We start from the raw sequence: 18,244 nt of genomic DNA, 5'->3' as shown, positions 1-18,244 counted from the left end.
CGGCCGGGCCCTTCGCGTCGAAGGGCCACACCCAGGGCACCATCCACGTCAGCACCACCACGAGCAGCGCGGTGAGCGGGGTCCCCAGGCGGAAGAAGTCCGTGAAGCGGTAGTGCCCCGGGCCGTAGACGAGCACGCAGCTGGGCTCCAGCGGGGTGATGAACGAGCAGCTGGCGGCCAGCGTCACGCCCATGGCGAACGGGCGCGCGTCCACGCCCAGCTGCGCGGCCGCGTTGAGCGCCACCGGCAGCACCACCAGCGCCGCGGCCTGGTTGGACATGGGCGCCGACAGGAGCATCGTCAGCAGCATCAGCACCACCAGCACCATGCGCGGGCCGCCGAAGTCCCCCAGGCCCGCCACCCACTGGCCCAGGAACCGGCCCGCGCCGCTCACCTCCATGGCCAGGCCCAGCGCCATCATCGACCCGATGAGCAGCACCACGCGCCAGTCCACGCGGAAGGCGCTGCGCGCGTCCACGCAGCCCGTCGCAATCATCGCCAGCATGCCCGTGAGCCCCGCCACCGACAGCGGCACCATGGACAGCGAGCCCGCCCCCAGCGCGCCCAGGAAGAGCACCACCGCGAGCAGCGCCTTGCCGTAGCGTGGCGGCTGGTAGTCGTGGCCCCCCAGCACCATGAGGCTCAAGCCGTCGGACAGCTCCGACACCTTCTCGCGAGGCCCTCGCAACAGCAGCACGTCCCCCACCGCCAGGGCCAGGTCGGACATGCGCCGCTCGCCGAAGATGCGGCCCAGCAGCTGGAGCTTGGTGACGCGCTGGAGGCTGGGGTGGCGGTGCAGCGCCAGCACCACCAGGCCGTAGCGCTCCACGAAGAGCGCCTCCCTCAAGCTGCGCCCCACCAGCGGACTGCCCGGCGGCAGCGTGGCCTCCACGAGCGCCGTGTCCTTGTCCTCCTGCGCCTCGTCCGCCAGCCGCAGGTCCGGGCGGATTTCGATGCCGCGCAGGTCCTTCAGCCGGAGGATGTCCTCGCGGGTGCCCTCCACGAAGAGGCGCTCGTCGCCGTGGAGCAGCTGCGTGGGCACCGCCGACACCGCGCGCCCGCCTCGCACCAGGCCAATCACCCGCAGGCCCAGGCCCTCGGTGATTTCCGCCAGCGGCTTGCCGATGTAGCGCGAGCCCTCCGGCAGCACCGCCTCCGTGAGGTAGTCGCGCAGCGTCCACTCCTCCGCCCCACCCTTCCCCTCGCGCGAGGGCAGCAGCAGCGGCCCCAGCAGCACCACCACCAGGATGCCGATGACGGCCACGGGCAGCCCCACCGGCGCCAGCTCCGCCACGCCAATGGCCCGGAGCCCCGAGCGCTCCAGCGCCGCCGACATGACCAGGTTGGTGGACGTGCCGTAGAGGAACACCATGCCGCCCAGCATCGACGCGTAGGCCAGGGGCAGCAGCACCTTGCTCTTGGGCACCTTGGCCCGGTGGGCCGCGCCAATGGCCACCGGCAGGAAGGCCGCCGTCGTCACCGTGTTGGAGATGACCGAGGAGAACGTCGCCACCGTCACCATCATCGCCAGCACGAAGGTCTGGTGGCCGAAGCGCGCGAAGAAGGCCAGCCGCTGCCCGACGAGCTGCACCACACCCGTGGAGGCAAGCCCCTGGGTCATCGCCAGCAGCGTGAAGATGAAGATGACGGTGTCGTTGCTGAACCCCTCGAACGCCTGCGCGGGACTCAGCACTCCCGTCAGTGCGAGCAGACACACCACTGCCAGTGCGCTGACCTCGATGGGAATGGTGTCAATGGAGAACAGCACCAGCGCGACGACGACGATGCCCAGGACGATGGCGATGGTCATGGAACCCCGGAGAACACCCAAACTGTGACTGCTCAGGCTCCCAGGTGAGTCCCTGCCGCACCGCGCCGTCAACTACTAGATGACTGGCCGCTGATAAGTAGAATTAGGAGAATCCGCCCGGTGGCGCGGTTGACTGCCGGACGCCAGTTGCTTTCTGGCGCCCCTTCTTGAAGTTTTGGCGTCTCTCCCGCGGGTAGGGTCCTCACCCTTTTCACCGGTCGGGGAGTCCCTATCTTGAAACAACACAAGGATACTTCCATGGCTTCGACACAAGCTGCGGCGGCGGGCACGCAGGCCCCCACGAAGAACCCCACGCTGCTGGCCTGGGTGGCCAGGATGGCCGAGATGACCCAGCCAGACAGCATCGTCTGGTGTGATGGCTCCGAGGACGAGAAGAAGCGTCTGACGGACCAGGCGGTGAAGGAGGGCATCCTCATCCCGCTGAATCAGGAGAAGCGTCCCGGCTGCTACCTGCACCGCTCCAACCCGAACGACGTGGCGCGCGTGGAGCACCTCACGTTCATCTGTACGCCCAACAAGACGGACGCGGGCCCCACCAACAACTGGATGGAGCCGGAAGAGGCGTACACGAAGCTGGGCCAGCACTTCACCGGCAGCATGAAGGGCCGCACGATGTACGTGGTGCCCTACGCGATGGGCCCCATCGGCAGCCCCTTCACCAAGATTGGCGTGGAGCTGACCGACAGCGTCTACGTGGTGCTGAACATGCGCATCATGGCGCGCATGGGCAAGCAGGCCCTGGACATGCTGGGCGACAGCGACGACTTCAACCGCGGCCTGCACAGCACGGGTGACGTGAACCCGGACCGCCGCTACATCTGTCACTTCCCCCAGGACAACACCATCTGGAGCTTCGGCTCCGGATATGGCGGCAACGTCCTCTTGGGCAAGAAATGCCTCGCGCTGCGCATCGGCAGCTACGTGGGCCGCGAGGAGGGGTGGCTGGCCGAGCACATGCTCATCCTCGGCGTGACGAGCCCCAAGGGCGAGACGACCTACGTCGCCGCCGCCTTCCCGTCCGCGTGTGGCAAGACGAACTTCGCCATGATGATTCCTCCGGCCGAGTACAAGGGCTGGAAGATTGAAACCGTCGGCGACGACATCGCGTGGATGCGCCCGGGTCCGGATGGCCGCCTGTACGCCATCAACCCGGAGGCCGGCTATTTCGGCGTCGTCCCGGGCACCAACTACAAGACCAACCCCAACGCGATGGAGACCATCGCCAAGGACACGCTGTTCACCAACGTGGCGCTGACGCCCGACGGTGACGTGTGGTGGGAAGGCAAGGACGGCGAGGTCCCCGAGGAGCTCACCGACTGGCAGGGCCGCCCCTGGAAGAAGGGCAGCGCGGAGAAGGCGGCGCACCCGAACAGCCGCTTCACCGCGCCCATGAGCAACAACCCGGTGCTCAGCTCCAAGGCGAACGACCCGATGGGCGTGCCCATCTCCGCCCTCATCTTCGGCGGCCGCCGCTCCACCACCGTCCCGCTGGTCCTCCAGGCCTTCAACTGGACCCACGGCGTGTTCCTGGGCGCCACCATGGGCAGCGAGACGACGGCCGCCGCCACGGGCAAGGTCGGCGTCGTGCGCCGCGACCCCATGGCCATGCTGCCCTTCTGCGGCTACCACATGGGCGACTACCTCCAGCACTGGCTGGACATGCAGAAGTCCATCGGCCAGCTGCCGAAGATCTTCCAGGTCAACTGGTTCCGGCAGGACAAGAACGGCAAGTTCCTGTGGCCGGGCTTCGGCGAGAACATGCGCGTCCTCGAGTGGGTGGTGAACCGCGTGCACGGCCGCGTCCCGACGAAGGAGACGCTGCTGGGCTGGGTGCCGCGCCAGGACGAGGGCCTCAACCTCAAGGGCCTGGACCTCCCCGCCGACATGGTGGCCGAGGCGACCTCCATCAAGGAGGACGAGTGGAAGACCGAGCTGAAGAGCCAGGAGGTCTTCTTCGAGCAGCTGGGCACCAAGGCGCCCGAGGCGCTGATGCTCCAGCGCAAGCTGCTGATTTCCCGGCTGGGCGGGTAACCGTCCTCCTGTAGCGACCTGAAGGACCTGTCGGGGCCGCTTCCCCGCCCAGCCACTGGGCGAGAGGCGGCCCCGGCTGCGTTCACGAGGAGTGGAAGGTGCCCTCTTCGACCAGGGGCCCTCTCCGCGCTAGGCTGTCGGGCACCATGAAACTGGTTCTCGTTTTGTCGGCGGCTCTCGCGCTGTCGCCCCCGGTGGCGTTCGCCCAGCGCGCCAAGAATCCATCGGCCCTCATCAAGGAGGGCGAGCGGCTCTATCAGGCCGGCAAGTACCGCGAGGCCGCGGACGTGCTGAAGAAGGCGCACGAGGCCCAGCCCAACCCGCGCCTCATCTTCAACATCGCCGTGTCGCTGGAGAACGCCGGGGAGCTGCGCGAGGCGCTCTCCTGGTACCAGCAATACGTGGGCAACACCGAGGGCACGGACCCGGCGCTGCTCAAGCGCAGCGCGCGCAGCATCGACAAGCTGCGGCTGCTCATCGACAAGGAGACGCAGGCCCAGGCCTCCGCGGACGCGGAGCGCACCAAGCTCCAGGAAGAGGCCGAGGCGGCCAGACGCCGCGCGGAGGAGGAGCAGCTGGCCACCAAGCGCGCCGAGGAGGAGAACGAGCGGCAGCGGCAGGCGGAGATGGCGCGCGCGCTGAAGTCCTACCAGCGGCAGAAGATCGCCGCCTTCGCGGTGGGCGGCGTGGCGGTGGTGGGCGTGGGCACGGGCGTGCTGTTCGGCCTGCAGGCGCGCGACGAGCGCAAGAAGTTCGACGAGGCGCGCACGGACGACACCAAGAAGACCTTCTCCGACAACACGAAGAGCAAGGCGCTGCTCGCGGACATTGGTTTTGGCGTGGGTCTGGTGGGGGCGATTACCGCCATCATCCTGTACCCCAAGGACGGCCCTCCGGCGGAGGGTGAGATGCGGCTGACGCTGGCGCCTCGCGGCACCGGCGCTGGGCTGGAGGTCAGCTTCTGATGAAGACCCTGGGATTCATGACGTGCTGCGCGGTGTTCCTGGCCGGCTGCAGCTTCACCACCGCGAGCGGGCTCACCGAGTGCGAGTCGAGCGCTGACTGCGACACCAACCAGGTGTGCTCCAGCTCGGGCTTCTGCCTGCCGCAGCCGGAGGGCTGTGGCGAGCGCGTGGGAGACCCCGCGGGCAACCCCATCGTCCTGGGCGCGGCGCTCGCGCTGACGAACTCGGAGGGCCGCGACGAGTCGGAGGTCCAGGCGCTCAACGCCATCAAGCTGGCGCTGGGTGAGATCAACGACCGCGAGGGCGTCGCGGGCCGGCGCTTCAACCTGCTCATCTGCGACACGCGCTCCGACCCGAGCCGCGCGAAGACGCAAGCCGAGTGGCTGGTGAAGGAGCGCGGCGTGCCGGCCATCTTCTCCTCCGGCAGCGGGCAGACCATCTCCATCAGCAGCATCACCATCCCCAACAACGTGCTGTTGATCTCCCACACGGCCACCAGCCCCGACATCGCCAACCTGAGCGACAAGACGACGGCCTCCGGCGACGTGGGGTTGGTGTGGCGCACGGCCCCGTCGGACCGGCTCCAGGGGCGCATCATCGGCGACCTGGTGCGCAACGCCCGGCCGCTGCAGAACGGGGACCGCCCCTTCGCGACCACGTCCACGGTGAGCCTCGTCTACGTGGACGACGCCTACGGCCAGGGCCTCTTCAACACCATCCTCACCCGGCTGGGGACGGACCGGGTCACGTCCTCCGCGTCGTACCTGCGCAACGGGGACGTCGCCGCGGCGGTGAACCGCATCGTCGACGGCACGCCCAACGTGGCGGTGATGGCGGGCTTCTCCGAGGACAACGCGAAGATCATCTCCCAGGTGGGCACGCGGGGCCGCGCGACCCAGACGTACTTCTTCACGGACGCGAGCAAGGAGGCGGGGCTCTTCACCGCGCTGGGCGCGCAGAAGAACCTGATTGAAGGCGCCTACGGCACCGCGCCCGCGCAGTCGCGCCCGGGCGACACCGTGTACCTCACCTTCCGCGAGCGCTTCCGGACCAGCAACAACAACACGGACCCGGGCCAGTTCTCCTTCACGGCGCACGCCTACGACTCCATGTACCTGGTGGCGCTGGGCTCGGCCTACGCGGCGGGCGCGGACATCAACGCCCCGCAGCCCATCACCGGCGACCGCATCGCGCAGGGGCTCTCCAAGGTGACGCCGCCGTCGGGCACCCCGGCCTCCACCTTCTCGCTGGGCTTCGCGCAGTTCACCGACGCGCGGAACGAGATTCGCACGGGCAAGTTCATCAACGTCCAGGGCGCCAGCGGCCCGCTGGACTTCGATGGCACGGGTGAGGCGTCCTCCGAGTACGAGCTGTTCCGCGTCGAGGGCGGCGCCTTCAAGTTCATCGAGTTCATCAGCCCGCCGGCCACCTGAGCCGTCGCGGCGGGTGGGCCGCTACTCCGCCGCCAGCACTCGCGTGAGCGGGGGCATGGCGGCGGCGAAGTCCTCGGGCGGAGGCAGCAGCGAGAGCACCAGGAAGGCGCCTCGCCCGAAGTCGTAGAAGTAGCCCGGCTGAGTGAGCACGCCCGCGTCCAGCAGCGCGAGGCAGGTCGCCTCCTCCCCCGGCTCCCTCGGAATCCGCAGCACCGCGCTCCACCCTCCGTGGGCGGGCACCACGTCCCACGCCGCGTGGGCGGGCCGCGCGGCCAACAGGCGCTGGCGGTTGGCTCGCACGCGCTCCAGCAGCGCCGCCTGGAAGCGGGGTGCATGAGCCAGGAGCTCCGGGAGCGCGAGCTGCACGGGTGTGCCCACGGAGAGGTACGTGTCCGCCACCCACTCCAGCCTCGCCAGGGCCTCGTCGCGCGCGGAGGCGGGACCGCCCACGTGGACCCAGCCCAGCTTCAGGCCGGGCAGGCCCGCCACCTTGGAGAGGCCGGAGAGGCTGAACGTCAGCATGGGCAGCTCGCGTCCGGCGACGGACGTCACGCGGCCCGGCTCGAGGTCCCAGCCGTAGGGGGAGAACACCTCGTCGCAGAGCAGGGCCAGCCCGTGGCGCGCGCAGACCTCCGCCAGCGCGGCCAGCTCCCCTTCATGGAGGAAGTGGCCGGTGGGGTTGCCGGGGTTGACCACCAGCACGGCGCGCGTGCGAGGGCCCAGCGCGGCCTCCACCTCTCCCGCGTCCAGGCCGAAGCCGTGGGCCAGGGGGAGACGGTAGGCGCGCGTGTGGACGCCCTCCAGGGCGGCCAGGTGCTCGAAGAGGGGGTAGCAGGGGGCGGGGACGAGGACGTCGTCACCGGGCTCGCACAGGAGCTTGAAGAGCCAGCCGTAGGACTCGCTGGTGCTGGCCGAGAGCACCAGGTGGGCTGGGGAGACCGAGGTGCCCTGGGAGGACACCTGGGCGGCCACCGCCTCGCGAGCGGAGGCGAGGCCGAGGGGCTCCGGCGCGTAGTGATAAGCGCCAGGAGGATGAAGCAGGCCGGCTCCGGGGGTGGGGAGCCCCACCTGGGTGGGGTTGGAGACGGTGAGGTCCAGCAGAGGGAGGCCGTGGGCCCGGTGTCGGGCGAGCGCCTCCGCGAGCGGGTTGGGGGTGCGGGAGAAGTCGGTGCGAGGTGAGAAGCGGCTCACAGCCCCGTCTGGAGCATGGCGTTGGCAACGCGCCGGATGAGCTCGCGACGGACCTCTTTGCGGCAATACTCGATGGCCTTCTCATGAGGCCGGGGAAGCTCCGGGTCCCTGGCGCGCAGGGCGGTCCGGAGGACGAGCTCCACCTTGGAGGGCTCGATGTGGAACAGGCGCGCTCCTTCCTTCTGAAGGAAGTAGGAGAGCCCCCGCTGGTCGATGAGCTTGTTGAAGAAGCGCCGGACGTCCGCGAGGAACGTGAGGTCGATGATGTCCGCCATTCGTGACGGCTTTCTCGCGCGGAAAAAACGACCCGTCCATTTCACGGCCACGTCACCCGAAAACTTGCGCGACCTGTAGCACTCCTCGGAAAGGCGCGAACGCGCGGGAGGCCAATTCTCGGCCCTGCGCGCTCACGGCACCAGAGTGCGCAGGGCTCGCCGGAACGCGGCGTGGCGGCGTCGTGCGTCGGCCTCGAAGGGCACCGGCCCGAGCACCGGAAGCTGGTGGCGCGCCTCCAGCAGCGCGCGGTTGTCGCGCTCGGAGATGTCCCGTCCGGAGGTGCCCCGCGACAGCAGCACGGCGCGCACGGGGATGCGGCGGGCGGCGAGCGCCTGGAGCGACAGGGCGGTGTGGTTGAGCGTGCCCAGGCCCGCCCGAGCCACCAGCAACACGGGCAGCCGCAGCGTCTGGATGAGGTCGATGACGTCGTGGCTCGAGTCCAGGGGGACGAAGAGGCCGCCCGCCCCCTCCACCACGGCGGGGCCGTGCTTGAGGCGCTCCCACGCGGCCAGGGTGACGCTCCAGTCCGGCTCGCGGCCCAGGCGCGAGGCGGCCACGCCTGGCGCCACGGGGGCCCGGAAGCGGTGCGGGCAGACGGCGTCCAGGGGCAGCATGCTCCCCGCGGCCTCGCGCAAGGAGAGCGCGTCGGCGGGGGTCTTCAGCGAGGCACAGCCGCTCTCGTAGGGCTTGAAGCCCTGGGGCGCGAGGCCTGCGTCGGCGAGCAGTGACAGCAGCGCACGAGACGCCTGCGTCTTGCCGACGCCAGTGTCCGTACCGGTGACGAAAATCTGGAAGGGCTTCTGGGCCATGACGTGTGTCCTTCGTGTGAATCAGCCCCCGGCGAACAGCCTGGGGTCAACCTGTTGCTCGAACCCGCGGGCTGGCGACGAAGCCCCCGGGGCGGCGAGCCTGGCCACGGAGCGACGTACTCCGAAGCGCAGGCACCCGACACCCGAGGGCCGCCGTGGCCTGTCCACTCGCGAGGCTGTCGCTGTCCAAACTCTCGCGTGCGCCCTTGCGCGGGCCAGCGTCCAGCAGATGCGCTGGCTCTGCCCCGTCCACTCGCGAGGCTGCCGCTGTCCAAACTCTCGCGTACTCACTTGCACGGGCCAGCGTCCAGCAGATGCGCTGGCTCTGCCCCGTCCACTCGCGAGGCTGTCGCTGTCCAACTCTCGCGTGCTCACTTGCACGGGCCAGCGTCCAGTAGATGCGCTGGCTCTGCCCCGTCCACTCGCGAGGCTGTCGCTGTCCCACTCTCGCGTGCCTCCTTGCGCGGACCCGCCTCCAACCGATGCACTGGCCAGCGGAGCGAAACGCGAGGCTCCGCCGCACCGTGCGCACGCGAGCGTCAGCGGTCGCGGGAGCCTCGGAGAGGGCCCACAAGTGTCGGAGCCCCCCGCGCGGGGATGCCCTCCCCCCCGCGCAGCGACTCGGGCGTGAACTCCACGCGCCATGCGGCACAGAAACCAACACGTGGCCCCTCGAGAGCGCGAGGCCGTGCGCCGTCCGCACACGAGCATCCGCACATGAGCGGAGCCTCGGACGAGGCCCGCCAGGCGCCTACCCTCCCCGCGCGTGCACGCCCACCCGGCGCAGCGACTCCAGCGCGAGGTCCACGTGCCCCACGGTATGCGCGGCGGAGAGACAGAAGCGCAGGCGACTGGTGCCCTCGGGCACCGTGGGAGGCCGGATGGCCTTCACCAGCACGCCCGCCTCCCGCAGCCGCCGGGCCGCGTCCAGCGCGCGCTCGGGCTCCCCCAGCACCACGGGGAACACCGCGCTGCGAGGCTCCGCACGCAAGCCCATCGCCCGCAGCCCATCCGAGAAGCGGCGGATGTTGCGCCACAGCCGAGGACGCAAGTCGGAGTCCGTCTCCACCGCGTCCACCGCCGCCTCGGCCGCCGCACACAGCGCCGCGGGCAGTGACGTGGAGAAGATGAACGGCCGCGCGCGGCTGATGAGCAGGTCCGCCACCACGCGCGACGTGGCCACGTACGCCCCCTGCCCTCCCAGCGCCTTGCTGAGCGTGCCCATGCGCAGGTCCACCTGCGCCTCCAACCCCAGCTCCTCACAGAGCCCCGCGCCCCGAGCCCCCAACACGCCGGTGGCATGCGCCTCATCCACCATCAGCGCGGCCCCGTGCGCACGACACACGTCCACGATGTCCCGCAGCGGCGCCACGTCTCCATCCATGGAGAACACCGTGTCCGTGACGACCAGCTTCCGCCGCCCCGGCGTCTCCGCGAGCGCCTTCGCCAGCGCATCCACGTCCGCGTGCGGATAGACGACCACGCGCGCTCGCGACAGCCGGCAGCCATCCACCAGCGACGCATGGTTGAGCGCATCGGAGAACACCGCGTCCCCCACCCCCACCAGCGCGGGGAGGATGCCCGTGTTCGCCGCATAGCCGCTATTGAAGAGCAGCACGGCCTCGGCGCGCTCGAAGGCCATCAGCCGCGCCTCCAGCCGGTGGTGCGCGGACGTGTCGCCCATCACCAGCCGGCTGGCACCCGTACCCACGCCGTGGCGCTCCACCGCCGCGATGGCCGCGGCGCGCACGGACGGCGAGGCCGCCAGCCCCAGGTAGTCGTTGGACGAGAAGTTGACGAGCGTCTCGCCCCCCACTCGCACCACGGGCCCCTGTGGCGACTCCAGCGGCTCCAGGTAGCGGCGAAGCCCTCTCGCCTGGAGCGACGCCAGGTCCTCCCGAGCCCAGGAGGAGGCCACATCCTCCGACGACGCGGCCACCTCCGCCTGCTTCACGTCACTCACGGCGAACGCCCTACCCCTCTTGCCGAGGCTCCAGCGGACGGATGCCGGCCTTCTCCAGGAGCGCCATGTCCTGGGTGTACTCGGGGTTGCCGGTGGTGAGCAGCTTCTCGCCGAAGAACAGCGAGTTGGCGCCCGCCATCATGCACAACAACTGCGCCTCCTCGTTCATCTGCTGGCGGCCCGCGGACAGGCGCACCATGGACTGCGGCATCAGGATGCGCGCGGTCGCAATCGTGCGCACCATGTCCACCGTCTCCACGCGCGGCTGCTCGGCCAGGGGCGTGCCCTCCACGGCCACCAGCGCGTTGACGGGCACCGACTCCGGGTGGTGCTCCTGGTTGGCCAGCGTGCGCAGCAGGTTGCAGCGGTCATCCACCGACTCACCCATGCCGATGATGCCGCCGCAGCACACGGAGATGCCCGCGTCGCGCACCCGGCCCAGCGTGCGCAGACGGTCGTCGTACACGCGCGTGGAGATGATGTCGCCGTAGTGCTCCGGCGAGGTGTCCAGGTTGTGGTTGTACGCGGACAGCCCCGCTTCCTTCAGCCGCTTCGCCTGGGTCTCGGAGAGCATGCCCAGCGTGGCGCACGCCTCCATGCCCAGCGCGCGCACGCCGCGCACCATCTCCAGCACGCTGTCGAACTGCGGGCCGTCCTTCACCTCGCGCCACGCCGCGCCCATGCAGAAGCGCGTGGCCCCCGCCGAGCGAGCCTTCTGCGCGGCCGACAGCACCTCCGGCACCGCCATCAGCTTCTCCGCCTTCACGCCCGTCTTGTAGCGCGCCGCCTGCGGGCAGTAGCCGCAGTCCTCCGGACAGCCGCCCGTCTTGATGGACAGGAGCGAGCACAGCTGCACCTTGTTCTCCTGGAACACGGCGCGGTGCACCGTCTGCGCCCGGTGCACCAGCTCCAGCAGGGGCATCGAGTAGATGGCGCGGACCTCGGCCAGCTCCCAGTCATGCCTCACGGCGACACCTTCGGGAGGCGGCGCGGCGTGGTGGGCGTGGCCGTGAAAGGACTCGCTGGCGGCGGCGGTGTCGGACATGGGCTCCTCGTAAATCGTGAGGAGCGCGAACGTGCGCGGGTGGGGGAAACTTGTCAACGCCTCAGCGTGAACAGGTTGACGACTTCCCACGAGCCCGCAACCCTCGGAATCCCCTGGACTTTCCCCACCCGGCCTGGCGGTGCGGGGCCCGTCCCCTCGCCCGTCCGGGTGCCGCCGACAACCCACCGGAGCGTCAGGGTTCCGGGATACACACCCAACCCATGGCGAAGGCGAAGACGCACTACACCTGCCAGGCGTGCGGGTATCAGACGGCGAAGTGGCTGGGGAAGTGCCCGGATTGCGGCGCGTGGAGCTCGTTGCTGGAGGAGGCGGGGGCCAAGGACGACGAGAAGCGCCCCGCGTGGGGGGCGTCGGGTGGCGCGGCGAAGCCCATGCTCCTCAAGGAGGTCAGCGGGGAGTCGGAGGTGCGCCGCCGCACGGGCATCGCCGAGTTCGACCGCGTCCTGGGCGGAGGCGTGGTGAGCGGCTCCGTCGTCCTCCTGGGCGGCGACCCGGGCATCGGCAAGTCCACGCTGCTGCTCGCCGCGCTCGACAAGCTCGCCCGTCACGGCGCGGTGCTCTACGTCTCCGGTGAAGAGAGCCTGCGCCAGACGAAGATGCGCGCGGAGCGCCTTCGCGTGGACGGAGAGAACATCCACCTCTTCGCGGAGACGGACGCGGAGCGGGTGCTGGGCGCCGCCGAGTCGCTCAAGCCGCAAGCGCTCGTGGTGGACTCCATCCAGACCATGTACCTGCCGGAATTGGGCAACGCGCCGGGCAGCATCACCCAGGTGCGCGAGGTCGCCGGCCGGCTCATGGCCTACGCCAAGCGCACGGGCGTCCCCACCTTCATCGTGGGCCACGTGACGAAGGAAGGCTCCATCGCCGGCCCGCGCGTGCTCGAGCACATGGTGGACACCGTCCTCTACTTCGAGGGCGAGCGCGGCCACCCCTTCCGCATCCTGCGCGCGCACAAGAACCGCTTCGGCTCCACCAACGAGATTGGCGTCTTCGAGATGAAGGGCGCGGGCCTGGTCGAAGTCGCGGACCCCTCCGCGCTCTTCCTGTCCGAGCGCCCCGTGGGCAAGTCCGGCAGCGTCGTCACCAGCACGCTCAACGGCACGCGTCCGCTGCTCGTGGAGGTCCAGGCGCTGGTGGCCCCCACCGGCTACGGCACCGCGCGGCGCACGGCCATCGGCGTGGACGGCAACCGCGTGGCGCTGCTCGCCGCGGTGCTGGAGAAGAAGGAGGAGATTCCGCTCGTGGGCTGTGACTTGTTCGTCAACGTCGCGGGCGGCATGCAGCTCAACGAGCCCGCGTGTGACCTGGCCGTGTGCGCGGCGCTGGTGAGCAGCCTCCAGAACCGTCCGCTGGACCCGCACACGCTGGTGCTCGGTGAAGTGGGCCTCGCGGGCGAGGTGCGCGCCGTGGGCCAGGTGGAACCCCGCCTCGCCGAGGCCGCCAAGATGGGCTTCCAGCGCGTGGTGATGCCCGCGGGCAGCGCCCGGCGCATGGAGGCGACGAAGCTGCGCGTGGTGGGCGTGGAGACGCTGGGCGACGCGCTGCGGGCGATGTTCGACTGACGGCCTACCTGCGCACCGCCACGGGAGAAGCGGGCTCCGGCCGCGCGTCGTAGAGCCCTCGCGCCGCTTGAATCTGCTCGCGGTGGCTCACTGCCCAGCGGGACAGCTCGGAGACGGGCCCCAGCAGCGTCTCCCCCAGCGGCGTCAGCGCGTAGTCCACCTGCGGCGGTACCGTCGGGTGGACGGTGCGGGTGACCAGCCCGTCGCGCTCCAGCCCTCGCAAGGTGAGCGTCAGCATGCGCTGGGAGATGCCCTCGATGGCCCGCCGCAGCTCGCCGAAGCGCAGGGGCCCGGGCCCCAGGTGCCCCACCACCTGGACACTCCACTTGTCACCCACGCGGGTGAGGATGTCGCGGACCGCCAGACAGGACTCGGATCCGCCATGAGGAGGCGGACGCGCCGACAGCTTCAGGGCGCCTGGTGACATGGATGTGCCTCCTTGTGAAGAAATCGGGGGACCGTTACACGTCGCAAACCGGTTACGACTTGTAACCGCCTGGCCTTTTCCACCCCACATTTCTTCGGAAGGTGTCCCCCATGAGCACCGCCGCTCCCGCGACCGCCGTGTCCACGCCCAAGCCCTGGAGTCTCTGGGGAGGCCGAGTCCTCTCCACGCTCGTCGTCGCGGTCCTCGCGTTCAGCGCGGTGATGAAGCTGACGCAGGCGCCCGCCATTCTCGAGAACGCCGGGCGCTTCGGCTACACGCCTGCCCTGATGTTCAACATCGGCCTGGTCGAAATCCTGTGCCTGGTGCTCTACGCGGTGCCCCAGACGGCGGTGCTCGGCGCCATCCTCGTCACCGGCTACCTGGGCGGCGCCACGGCGACGCACGTGCGCATCGCGGACCCGTTCATCACGCCCGTCCTCGTCGGCGTCTTCGCCTGGGGAGGCCTGTTCCTGCGGGACGCGCGCCTGCGAGCGCTGCTGCCCCTGCGTCGAGCCCCCTGAGACACACCGCGCGCCCCCGCCACGGACTCCGACGGGGGCACGCGCGTCACGTCACCCGCGGCACTACCAGGTGACGACGAAGGTACAGCTGTCCCCGCCCTTCTGGCGGCAACCGTGGGACGCGTCGTGCGTCACCACCGCGCTCGGCATGAAGCGCTGGGCCATGCCCTTCACCAGCCCCTGGTCGAAGCGGCAGGGGTACGGGTTGTTGCACACCACCGTGCCCTCGTTCTTCCCCGGGGCCGCGGTGTACGTGTAGTGGCCGATGCCCTCCAGCATCTCCCCCGTGGCGGGGTTGAACATGTCCTTGCCGCTCTTGCGGTGGTTCATGTGGAAGGCCACGTCGAGCGACGCGAGCGCCTTGTGGATGTCGGTGATGTTGGCCGGGAACACGGCGTTCTTCGGAATCATCGTCCCGACCTTCTCCAGCCCGCGCCCACCCAAGAGGGTGTCGATCTTCTTGTAGGCCAGGAGGTAGTCCTCCATCGGGTACCAGACGTTCGGGTCGATGGCGCGCTCACCGGTGGCGCCTCGCGCCGGCACCTTCATCACGTCCAGCAGGGTGTTCACCAGGACGGAGAAGGACTGGATGGCCTCCACGATGGAGGCGACGCTCACGCCCGTCACGGTGATGCCGGGCTCGTACGAGAACTGTGACATGGGGGTTCAGAGGTTCCTGAGAGGGTTTCAGCCCTGGCGGCCGCTCGACTCGAAGGCGCGGTGGGCGGTGTGGTTGCGCAGGTACAGGAAGCACTCCTTGAGCCCATCCCGCAGGCTGCCGAGCGTCTTCACGTCGCGCAGGTCCACGCCAATCTGGGTCAGCGTCTGCGCGATGAAGGGGCTGATGCCCGTCACGACGCAGTAGGTGCCGAGCAGGCGAGCGGCGTTCACCATCTTCACGAAGTGATTGGCCGTGGACGTGTCCACCACCTCCACGCCCGTGATGTCGATGATGACGCAGCGGGCCTTCCCCTGGGAGATGCGGTGGAGCAGCCGCTCCGTCATCTCCAGCGAGCGCTGCGTGTCCACCACGCCGACGATGGGCAGCGTGAGCACGTCCTCCCACAGCTCGATGATGGGCGTGGAGAGGTCCCGAATGGCCAGCCGCTGCTTCTCGATGGTGGAGAGCTTCTCCTCCAGCTCACGACGCGCGGCGTCGAGCTTCTGCATCGACTGCTCGTTCTCCTGCACGGAGGCGTGGAGCTGGCGGGCGAAGAGGTTGATGGTTTCCTCGAACGAGGAGAACGCGTCGTGGTTCACCACCGGGATGAGGTGCTCGTCGGGGTTGAACTCGCCGAGCGAAATCATCGCCAGCACGTCACGGATGCGCTCCAGACGCTCGAGGTTGACTTCGATGACCGGGGCCTGAGGTTGCGACTGAGTCATGGGGTGGCGGGAAGATATGATGCCCAAATCCTCACACACAATCCTGGGTGGCAGCAGACCCGGATGAAACATGGAATTTCACGTCGACATCAGGCGAAGTCGGGCTCTCCGGTGAGCACGCGGCGCCCGGTGCCAGTCAATCCCTCATCAACCCAGACATCCACGCGGGAAGATTCATCCCATATCAAACCGGGCTGTGGCTGGGAGTGCGGAGCACCCGACGCTTGGTGCGTGCGGCGCGTCCGGGGACGGACGGAATGCCTCGGGCGCTGACGCGGCGGTGACGTGCCGTGACTACGACTGGGACATGGCGTCCATCGACCCACTGATTGCCCGCCCGCTCGAGGCGGACGTGAAGCCCCGGCTCCGGGGCCTGTCCCACGCGCTGGCCTTCCTGGTCTCGCTGGTGGGGTTCTTCGTGTTGGTGCTCGCGCCGGTCCAGGGTCTCCAGCGACTGGCGGACGGCATCTTCGGCCTCTCCCTGGTGCTGATGTTTGGAATCAGCGGGACGTACCACCTGCTGACGTGGAGTCCGGAAGCGAACCAGCGGCTGCGGCGGATGGACCATGCGGCCATCTATCTGCTCATCGCGGGGACCTTCACGCCGCTGGCCACGCTGGATGCACCGGGGGCGTGGACGAAGGGGCTGCTCTGGGTGATGTGGGGTTGCGCGCTCACGGGCGCGGGGCTGTCCCTGGCGGGCATCAGTGGAACCCGAGGCGTGCGCTCCGGGCTCTACGTGCTCCTGGGCGCGCTGGCGGCGCCGGTGATGCTGCGCCTGCCTGCCGTGATGGGCTCGGACCGGGCGACGTGGCTCCTGGTGGGCGGCGTCGTCTATGCGCTGGGGGCCATCGTCTATGCGCGAAAGTGGCCAGACCCCATCCCCCGCGTCTTTGGCTATCACGAAGTCTTTCACGTCATGGTCATCGCCGCGGCCGCGACGCACTACGCCGTGCTGGTCGATTTCCTGTGGACCGTCCGGTGACCACAGACTGGCGGTGAAACATTCCCATTCCACAACCGAGTTAACAACTTCCCGCGTGCGTCCACGTGGGTTCTAGGTAGCTTGTGGCCCAGCTCGTACTCCATCGCTCGCACACCCGAGGTCGCTCCATGGTCGCAAGGCAACGCCCCCCACCGTTACAAGCCCCTCTTCCGTCCGGAGAGATACGGGAGGGGTTCAAGTTCCGCTCGGGGCGCCTGTCCCTGGACCTGGCGTCGACGCTGTCGGGGCGTCGGACGGAGGCGCCCAAGGAGCAGCTCCGGACGCCCGCGGACCTGGGGCGCTGGCTGGTGCTCGCGCGCGTGGCGGCGCAGGTGCAGGAGCCCTCGGACGAGGAGCTGGGCCAGGCGCGCGAGCTGCGCGAGGCCATCTACCGGCTGGCGATGTCGCGGGCGAGGGGTGAGAGCTTCTCCGCCAGGGACCGGGCCATCCTGAACCGCTGGGCCGCGGAGGCGCCTCCCGCGCCGCAGCTCGGGCCGCGGGGATTGCTCTGGGCGGGCGCGGGGGTGCGGGGTCAGTTCGTGGTGCTCGCGCGGGATGCCGCGGAGCTCCTGGGCGGACCGCTCGCGGAGAACATCCGGCACTGTGCGCAGGAGGACTGCGGCCTGCTCTTCGTGGACACCTCGCGCTCGGGGTTGCGCCGCTGGTGTTCCATGGCGGGCTGCGGGAACAAGGCCAAGGTGGCCGAGTTCCGGCGCCGCCAGCGCTCCGACGCCCGCTAGTCGCGCGCACGAGCGCGCGGCGGTTGGACCCGAGGGCGCGGAGTTCTTCTCCGCGCCCTCGTCAGGACTTCGCGCCGCCACCCACCGCCAGCGCGAGCAGCCGCTGGGCTCGCGTCTTGAGCACGGCGCGCATCTCCTCCGGACTCTGGATGTGGAACGCGAACGGCAGCCGCGCCAGCTCGCGAGCAAACCAGTCCAGGTCATCCGTCTGGCCCAGGAGCCGCACGCCTCCGCCGGGCACCGCCTCCAGCACGCCCAGCGTGGCGAACACCTGCCGCCGCGCCGTCTCCAGGTCCGTGTCGAGCAGCACCTCCACCGCATGGGCCCGAGGCAGCGTCGCGACCGCGAGCGTCACGTGCGCCAGCGCATCGAAGTCCTCCGGCCGCTCGAAGTGGACTTGAAGAGGCAGCACGGAGCGCACGCGGTCCAACCGGAACGTGCGCAGGTCCTGGCGCAGGTGGCAGTGCCCGACCACGTACCAGCGCCCGCCGCGCCAGACGAGCCCATACGGGTCGAAGTCCCGCTGCGACTCCTCCTCCCGCGCCGCGCGGTAACCCAAGCGAACGCGCTCCCGGGCCTGCGTGGCCGCGCTCAGCGCGACGAGCGACGCGTTGTCCAGCGTCGCCCGCGAGCCGGAGATGTCGAGCGTCACCGACGCATCCACCGCCCGCACCCGGCGCTTGAGCGTCGCGGGCATCACCCGCTCCAGCTTCGCCTGCGCGCTGGCGACGGCCGGAGCCGCCTCCGCCAGCCCCAGCCCGCGCGCCGCCAGCAAGCCCACCGACAGCGCCAGCACCTCATCATCGGTGAACATCATCGGCGGCAGCTTGAAGCCCGCCACCAGCATGTACGCGCCATCCCGTCCGCGCTCGGCGGTGATGGGGATGCCCAGCTCCTCCAGCTTCACGACGTAGCGGCGCACCGTGCGCCGGTCCACCGCCAGCCGCCGCGCCAGCTCCGAGCCGCTCATCCGCCCATGCGTCTGCAAGAGCTCGAGCACCGTGAGCACACGCGTGGTGGGGCGGGACATGGACCGCGACCCTATCCCAAAGAGGACC

16 protein-coding genes and 1 pseudogene are annotated in these 18,244 nt (G+C 69.8%); 7 read left to right on the top strand and 10 right to left on the bottom strand.

Annotation, left to right across the window (positions count from 1 at the left end; genetic code table 11):
- Positions 1 to 16: 16 nt before the first annotated feature.
- Positions 17 to 1,810, bottom strand: a pseudogene (locus tag MYSTI_RS06400) (SLC13 family permease); the annotation flags it as partial.
- 258 nt (positions 1,811 to 2,068) lie between these two features.
- Between MYSTI_RS06400 and MYSTI_RS06395 the strand changes: the two are divergent.
- The 3 genes from MYSTI_RS06395 to MYSTI_RS06385 all read left to right on the top strand — a co-directional run bounded on the left by MYSTI_RS06395 (position 2,069) and on the right by MYSTI_RS06385 (position 6,260).
- Complete coding sequence (locus MYSTI_RS06395) at positions 2,069 to 3,862, top strand: phosphoenolpyruvate carboxykinase (GTP) (RefSeq protein WP_015346897.1); 1,794 nt, start codon at positions 2,069 to 2,071, stop codon at positions 3,860 to 3,862.
- A gap of 146 nt (positions 3,863 to 4,008) precedes the next feature.
- The gene (locus tag MYSTI_RS06390; protein WP_015346896.1) at positions 4,009 to 4,827 is read left to right on the top strand and encodes a tetratricopeptide repeat protein; all 819 of its coding nucleotides are present in this window, start codon (positions 4,009 to 4,011) and stop codon (positions 4,825 to 4,827) included.
- Entirely contained in the window at positions 4,827 to 6,260 is a 1,434-nt protein-coding gene (locus MYSTI_RS06385) for an ABC transporter substrate-binding protein (protein ID WP_015346895.1), read from the top strand. Before MYSTI_RS06390 ends, MYSTI_RS06385 begins: the two co-directional genes overlap by 1 nt.
- A 21-nt stretch (positions 6,261 to 6,281) precedes the next feature.
- On the opposite strand, the gene MYSTI_RS06380 is transcribed toward MYSTI_RS06385, so the two are convergent.
- The 5 genes from MYSTI_RS06380 to bioB form a co-directional block, all read right to left on the bottom strand.
- Entirely contained in the window at positions 6,282 to 7,451 is a 1,170-nt protein-coding gene (locus MYSTI_RS06380) for a pyridoxal phosphate-dependent aminotransferase (protein WP_015346894.1), read from the bottom strand.
- A complete protein-coding gene (locus MYSTI_RS06375) occupies positions 7,448 to 7,726 on the bottom strand; it encodes a hypothetical protein (protein WP_015346893.1) in 279 nt (92 codons plus the stop codon). Before MYSTI_RS06375 ends, MYSTI_RS06380 begins: the two co-directional genes overlap by 4 nt.
- A 132-nt stretch (positions 7,727 to 7,858) precedes the next feature.
- Complete coding sequence (gene bioD, locus MYSTI_RS06370; protein WP_015346892.1) at positions 7,859 to 8,536, bottom strand: dethiobiotin synthase; 678 nt, start codon at positions 8,534 to 8,536, stop codon at positions 7,859 to 7,861.
- Between the two features lie 751 nt (positions 8,537 to 9,287).
- Positions 9,288 to 10,499 (bottom strand): 8-amino-7-oxononanoate synthase, encoded by a 1,212-nt coding sequence (gene bioF / locus MYSTI_RS06365; protein ID WP_015346891.1) that lies wholly within the window; start codon positions 10,497 to 10,499, stop codon positions 9,288 to 9,290.
- Between the two features lie 10 nt (positions 10,500 to 10,509).
- Positions 10,510 to 11,544 (bottom strand): biotin synthase BioB, encoded by a 1,035-nt coding sequence (bioB, locus tag MYSTI_RS06360; protein WP_015346890.1) that lies wholly within the window; start codon positions 11,542 to 11,544, stop codon positions 10,510 to 10,512.
- 221 nt (positions 11,545 to 11,765) lie between these two features.
- On the opposite strand from bioB, the gene radA reads away from it, so the two are divergent.
- Positions 11,766 to 13,127, top strand: coding sequence for a DNA repair protein RadA (radA, locus tag MYSTI_RS06355; RefSeq protein ID WP_015346889.1), 1,362 nt, complete (start codon positions 11,766 to 11,768; stop codon positions 13,125 to 13,127).
- Between the two features lie 4 nt (positions 13,128 to 13,131).
- Here the strand turns inward: radA and MYSTI_RS06350 are convergent, their stop codons facing one another.
- Positions 13,132 to 13,554 (bottom strand): winged helix-turn-helix transcriptional regulator, encoded by a 423-nt coding sequence (locus MYSTI_RS06350; protein ID WP_015346888.1) that lies wholly within the window; start codon positions 13,552 to 13,554, stop codon positions 13,132 to 13,134.
- Between the two features lie 110 nt (positions 13,555 to 13,664).
- On the opposite strand from MYSTI_RS06350, the gene MYSTI_RS06345 reads away from it, so the two are divergent.
- Positions 13,665 to 14,075, top strand: a complete 411-nt coding sequence (locus MYSTI_RS06345) for a DoxX family protein (RefSeq protein ID WP_015346887.1) — start codon at positions 13,665 to 13,667, stop codon at positions 14,073 to 14,075.
- A 63-nt stretch (positions 14,076 to 14,138) separates the two neighbouring features.
- Here the strand turns inward: MYSTI_RS06345 and MYSTI_RS06340 are convergent, their stop codons facing one another.
- A complete protein-coding gene (locus MYSTI_RS06340) occupies positions 14,139 to 14,735 on the bottom strand; it encodes a hypothetical protein (RefSeq protein WP_015346886.1) in 597 nt (198 codons plus the stop codon).
- 27 nt (positions 14,736 to 14,762) lie between these two features.
- Complete coding sequence (locus MYSTI_RS06335) at positions 14,763 to 15,461, bottom strand: STAS domain-containing protein (protein ID WP_015346885.1); 699 nt, start codon at positions 15,459 to 15,461, stop codon at positions 14,763 to 14,765.
- Between the two features lie 307 nt (positions 15,462 to 15,768).
- Here MYSTI_RS06335 and trhA point away from each other — a divergent pair, with 307 nt between their 5' ends.
- Complete coding sequence (trhA, locus tag MYSTI_RS06330; RefSeq protein WP_015346884.1) at positions 15,769 to 16,446, top strand: PAQR family membrane homeostasis protein TrhA; 678 nt, start codon at positions 15,769 to 15,771, stop codon at positions 16,444 to 16,446.
- 128 nt (positions 16,447 to 16,574) lie between these two features.
- Positions 16,575 to 17,186, top strand: coding sequence for a CGNR zinc finger domain-containing protein (locus tag MYSTI_RS06325; RefSeq protein ID WP_015346883.1), 612 nt, complete (start codon positions 16,575 to 16,577; stop codon positions 17,184 to 17,186).
- Positions 17,187 to 17,247: 61 nt separating this feature from the next.
- Here MYSTI_RS06325 and MYSTI_RS06320 read toward each other — a convergent pair whose 3' ends face one another.
- A complete protein-coding gene (locus MYSTI_RS06320; protein ID WP_015346882.1) occupies positions 17,248 to 18,216 on the bottom strand; it encodes a helix-turn-helix transcriptional regulator in 969 nt (322 codons plus the stop codon).
- Between the last annotated feature and the right edge of the window lie 28 nt (positions 18,217 to 18,244).

The sequence above is a fragment of the Myxococcus stipitatus DSM 14675 genome (genome assembly GCF_000331735.1).
GTDB lineage: Bacteria > Myxococcota > Myxococcia > Myxococcales > Myxococcaceae > Myxococcus > Myxococcus stipitatus.
This window is presented reverse-complemented; position numbering and strand designations above follow the sequence as displayed.

Excerpts from the sequence above, each read along its gene's own strand:
- bioB (WP_015346890.1), bottom strand. The coding sequence starts at position 11,544 with ATGTCCGACACCGCCGCCGCCAGCGAGTCCTTTCACGGCCACGCCCAC.
- MYSTI_RS06385 (WP_015346895.1), top strand. The coding sequence starts at position 4,827 with ATGAAGACCCTGGGATTCATGACGTGCTGCGCGGTGTTCCTGGCCGGC.
- trhA (WP_015346884.1), top strand. The coding sequence starts at position 15,769 with ATGGCGTCCATCGACCCACTGATTGCCCGCCCGCTCGAGGCGGACGTG.
- MYSTI_RS06345 (WP_015346887.1), top strand. The coding sequence starts at position 13,665 with ATGAGCACCGCCGCTCCCGCGACCGCCGTGTCCACGCCCAAGCCCTGG.
- MYSTI_RS06320 (WP_015346882.1), bottom strand. The coding sequence starts at position 18,216 with ATGTCCCGCCCCACCACGCGTGTGCTCACGGTGCTCGAGCTCTTGCAG.
- MYSTI_RS06335 (WP_015346885.1), bottom strand. The coding sequence starts at position 15,461 with ATGACTCAGTCGCAACCTCAGGCCCCGGTCATCGAAGTCAACCTCGAG.
- radA (WP_015346889.1), top strand. The coding sequence starts at position 11,766 with ATGGCGAAGGCGAAGACGCACTACACCTGCCAGGCGTGCGGGTATCAG.
- MYSTI_RS06390 (WP_015346896.1), top strand. The coding sequence starts at position 4,009 with ATGAAACTGGTTCTCGTTTTGTCGGCGGCTCTCGCGCTGTCGCCCCCG.
- MYSTI_RS06395 (WP_015346897.1), top strand. The coding sequence starts at position 2,069 with ATGGCTTCGACACAAGCTGCGGCGGCGGGCACGCAGGCCCCCACGAAG.
- MYSTI_RS06325 (WP_015346883.1), top strand. The coding sequence starts at position 16,575 with ATGGTCGCAAGGCAACGCCCCCCACCGTTACAAGCCCCTCTTCCGTCC.
- MYSTI_RS06350 (WP_015346888.1), bottom strand. The coding sequence starts at position 13,554 with ATGTCACCAGGCGCCCTGAAGCTGTCGGCGCGTCCGCCTCCTCATGGC.
- bioD (WP_015346892.1), bottom strand. The coding sequence starts at position 8,536 with ATGGCCCAGAAGCCCTTCCAGATTTTCGTCACCGGTACGGACACTGGC.
- MYSTI_RS06375 (WP_015346893.1), bottom strand. The coding sequence starts at position 7,726 with ATGGCGGACATCATCGACCTCACGTTCCTCGCGGACGTCCGGCGCTTC.
- MYSTI_RS06340 (WP_015346886.1), bottom strand. The coding sequence starts at position 14,735 with ATGTCACAGTTCTCGTACGAGCCCGGCATCACCGTGACGGGCGTGAGC.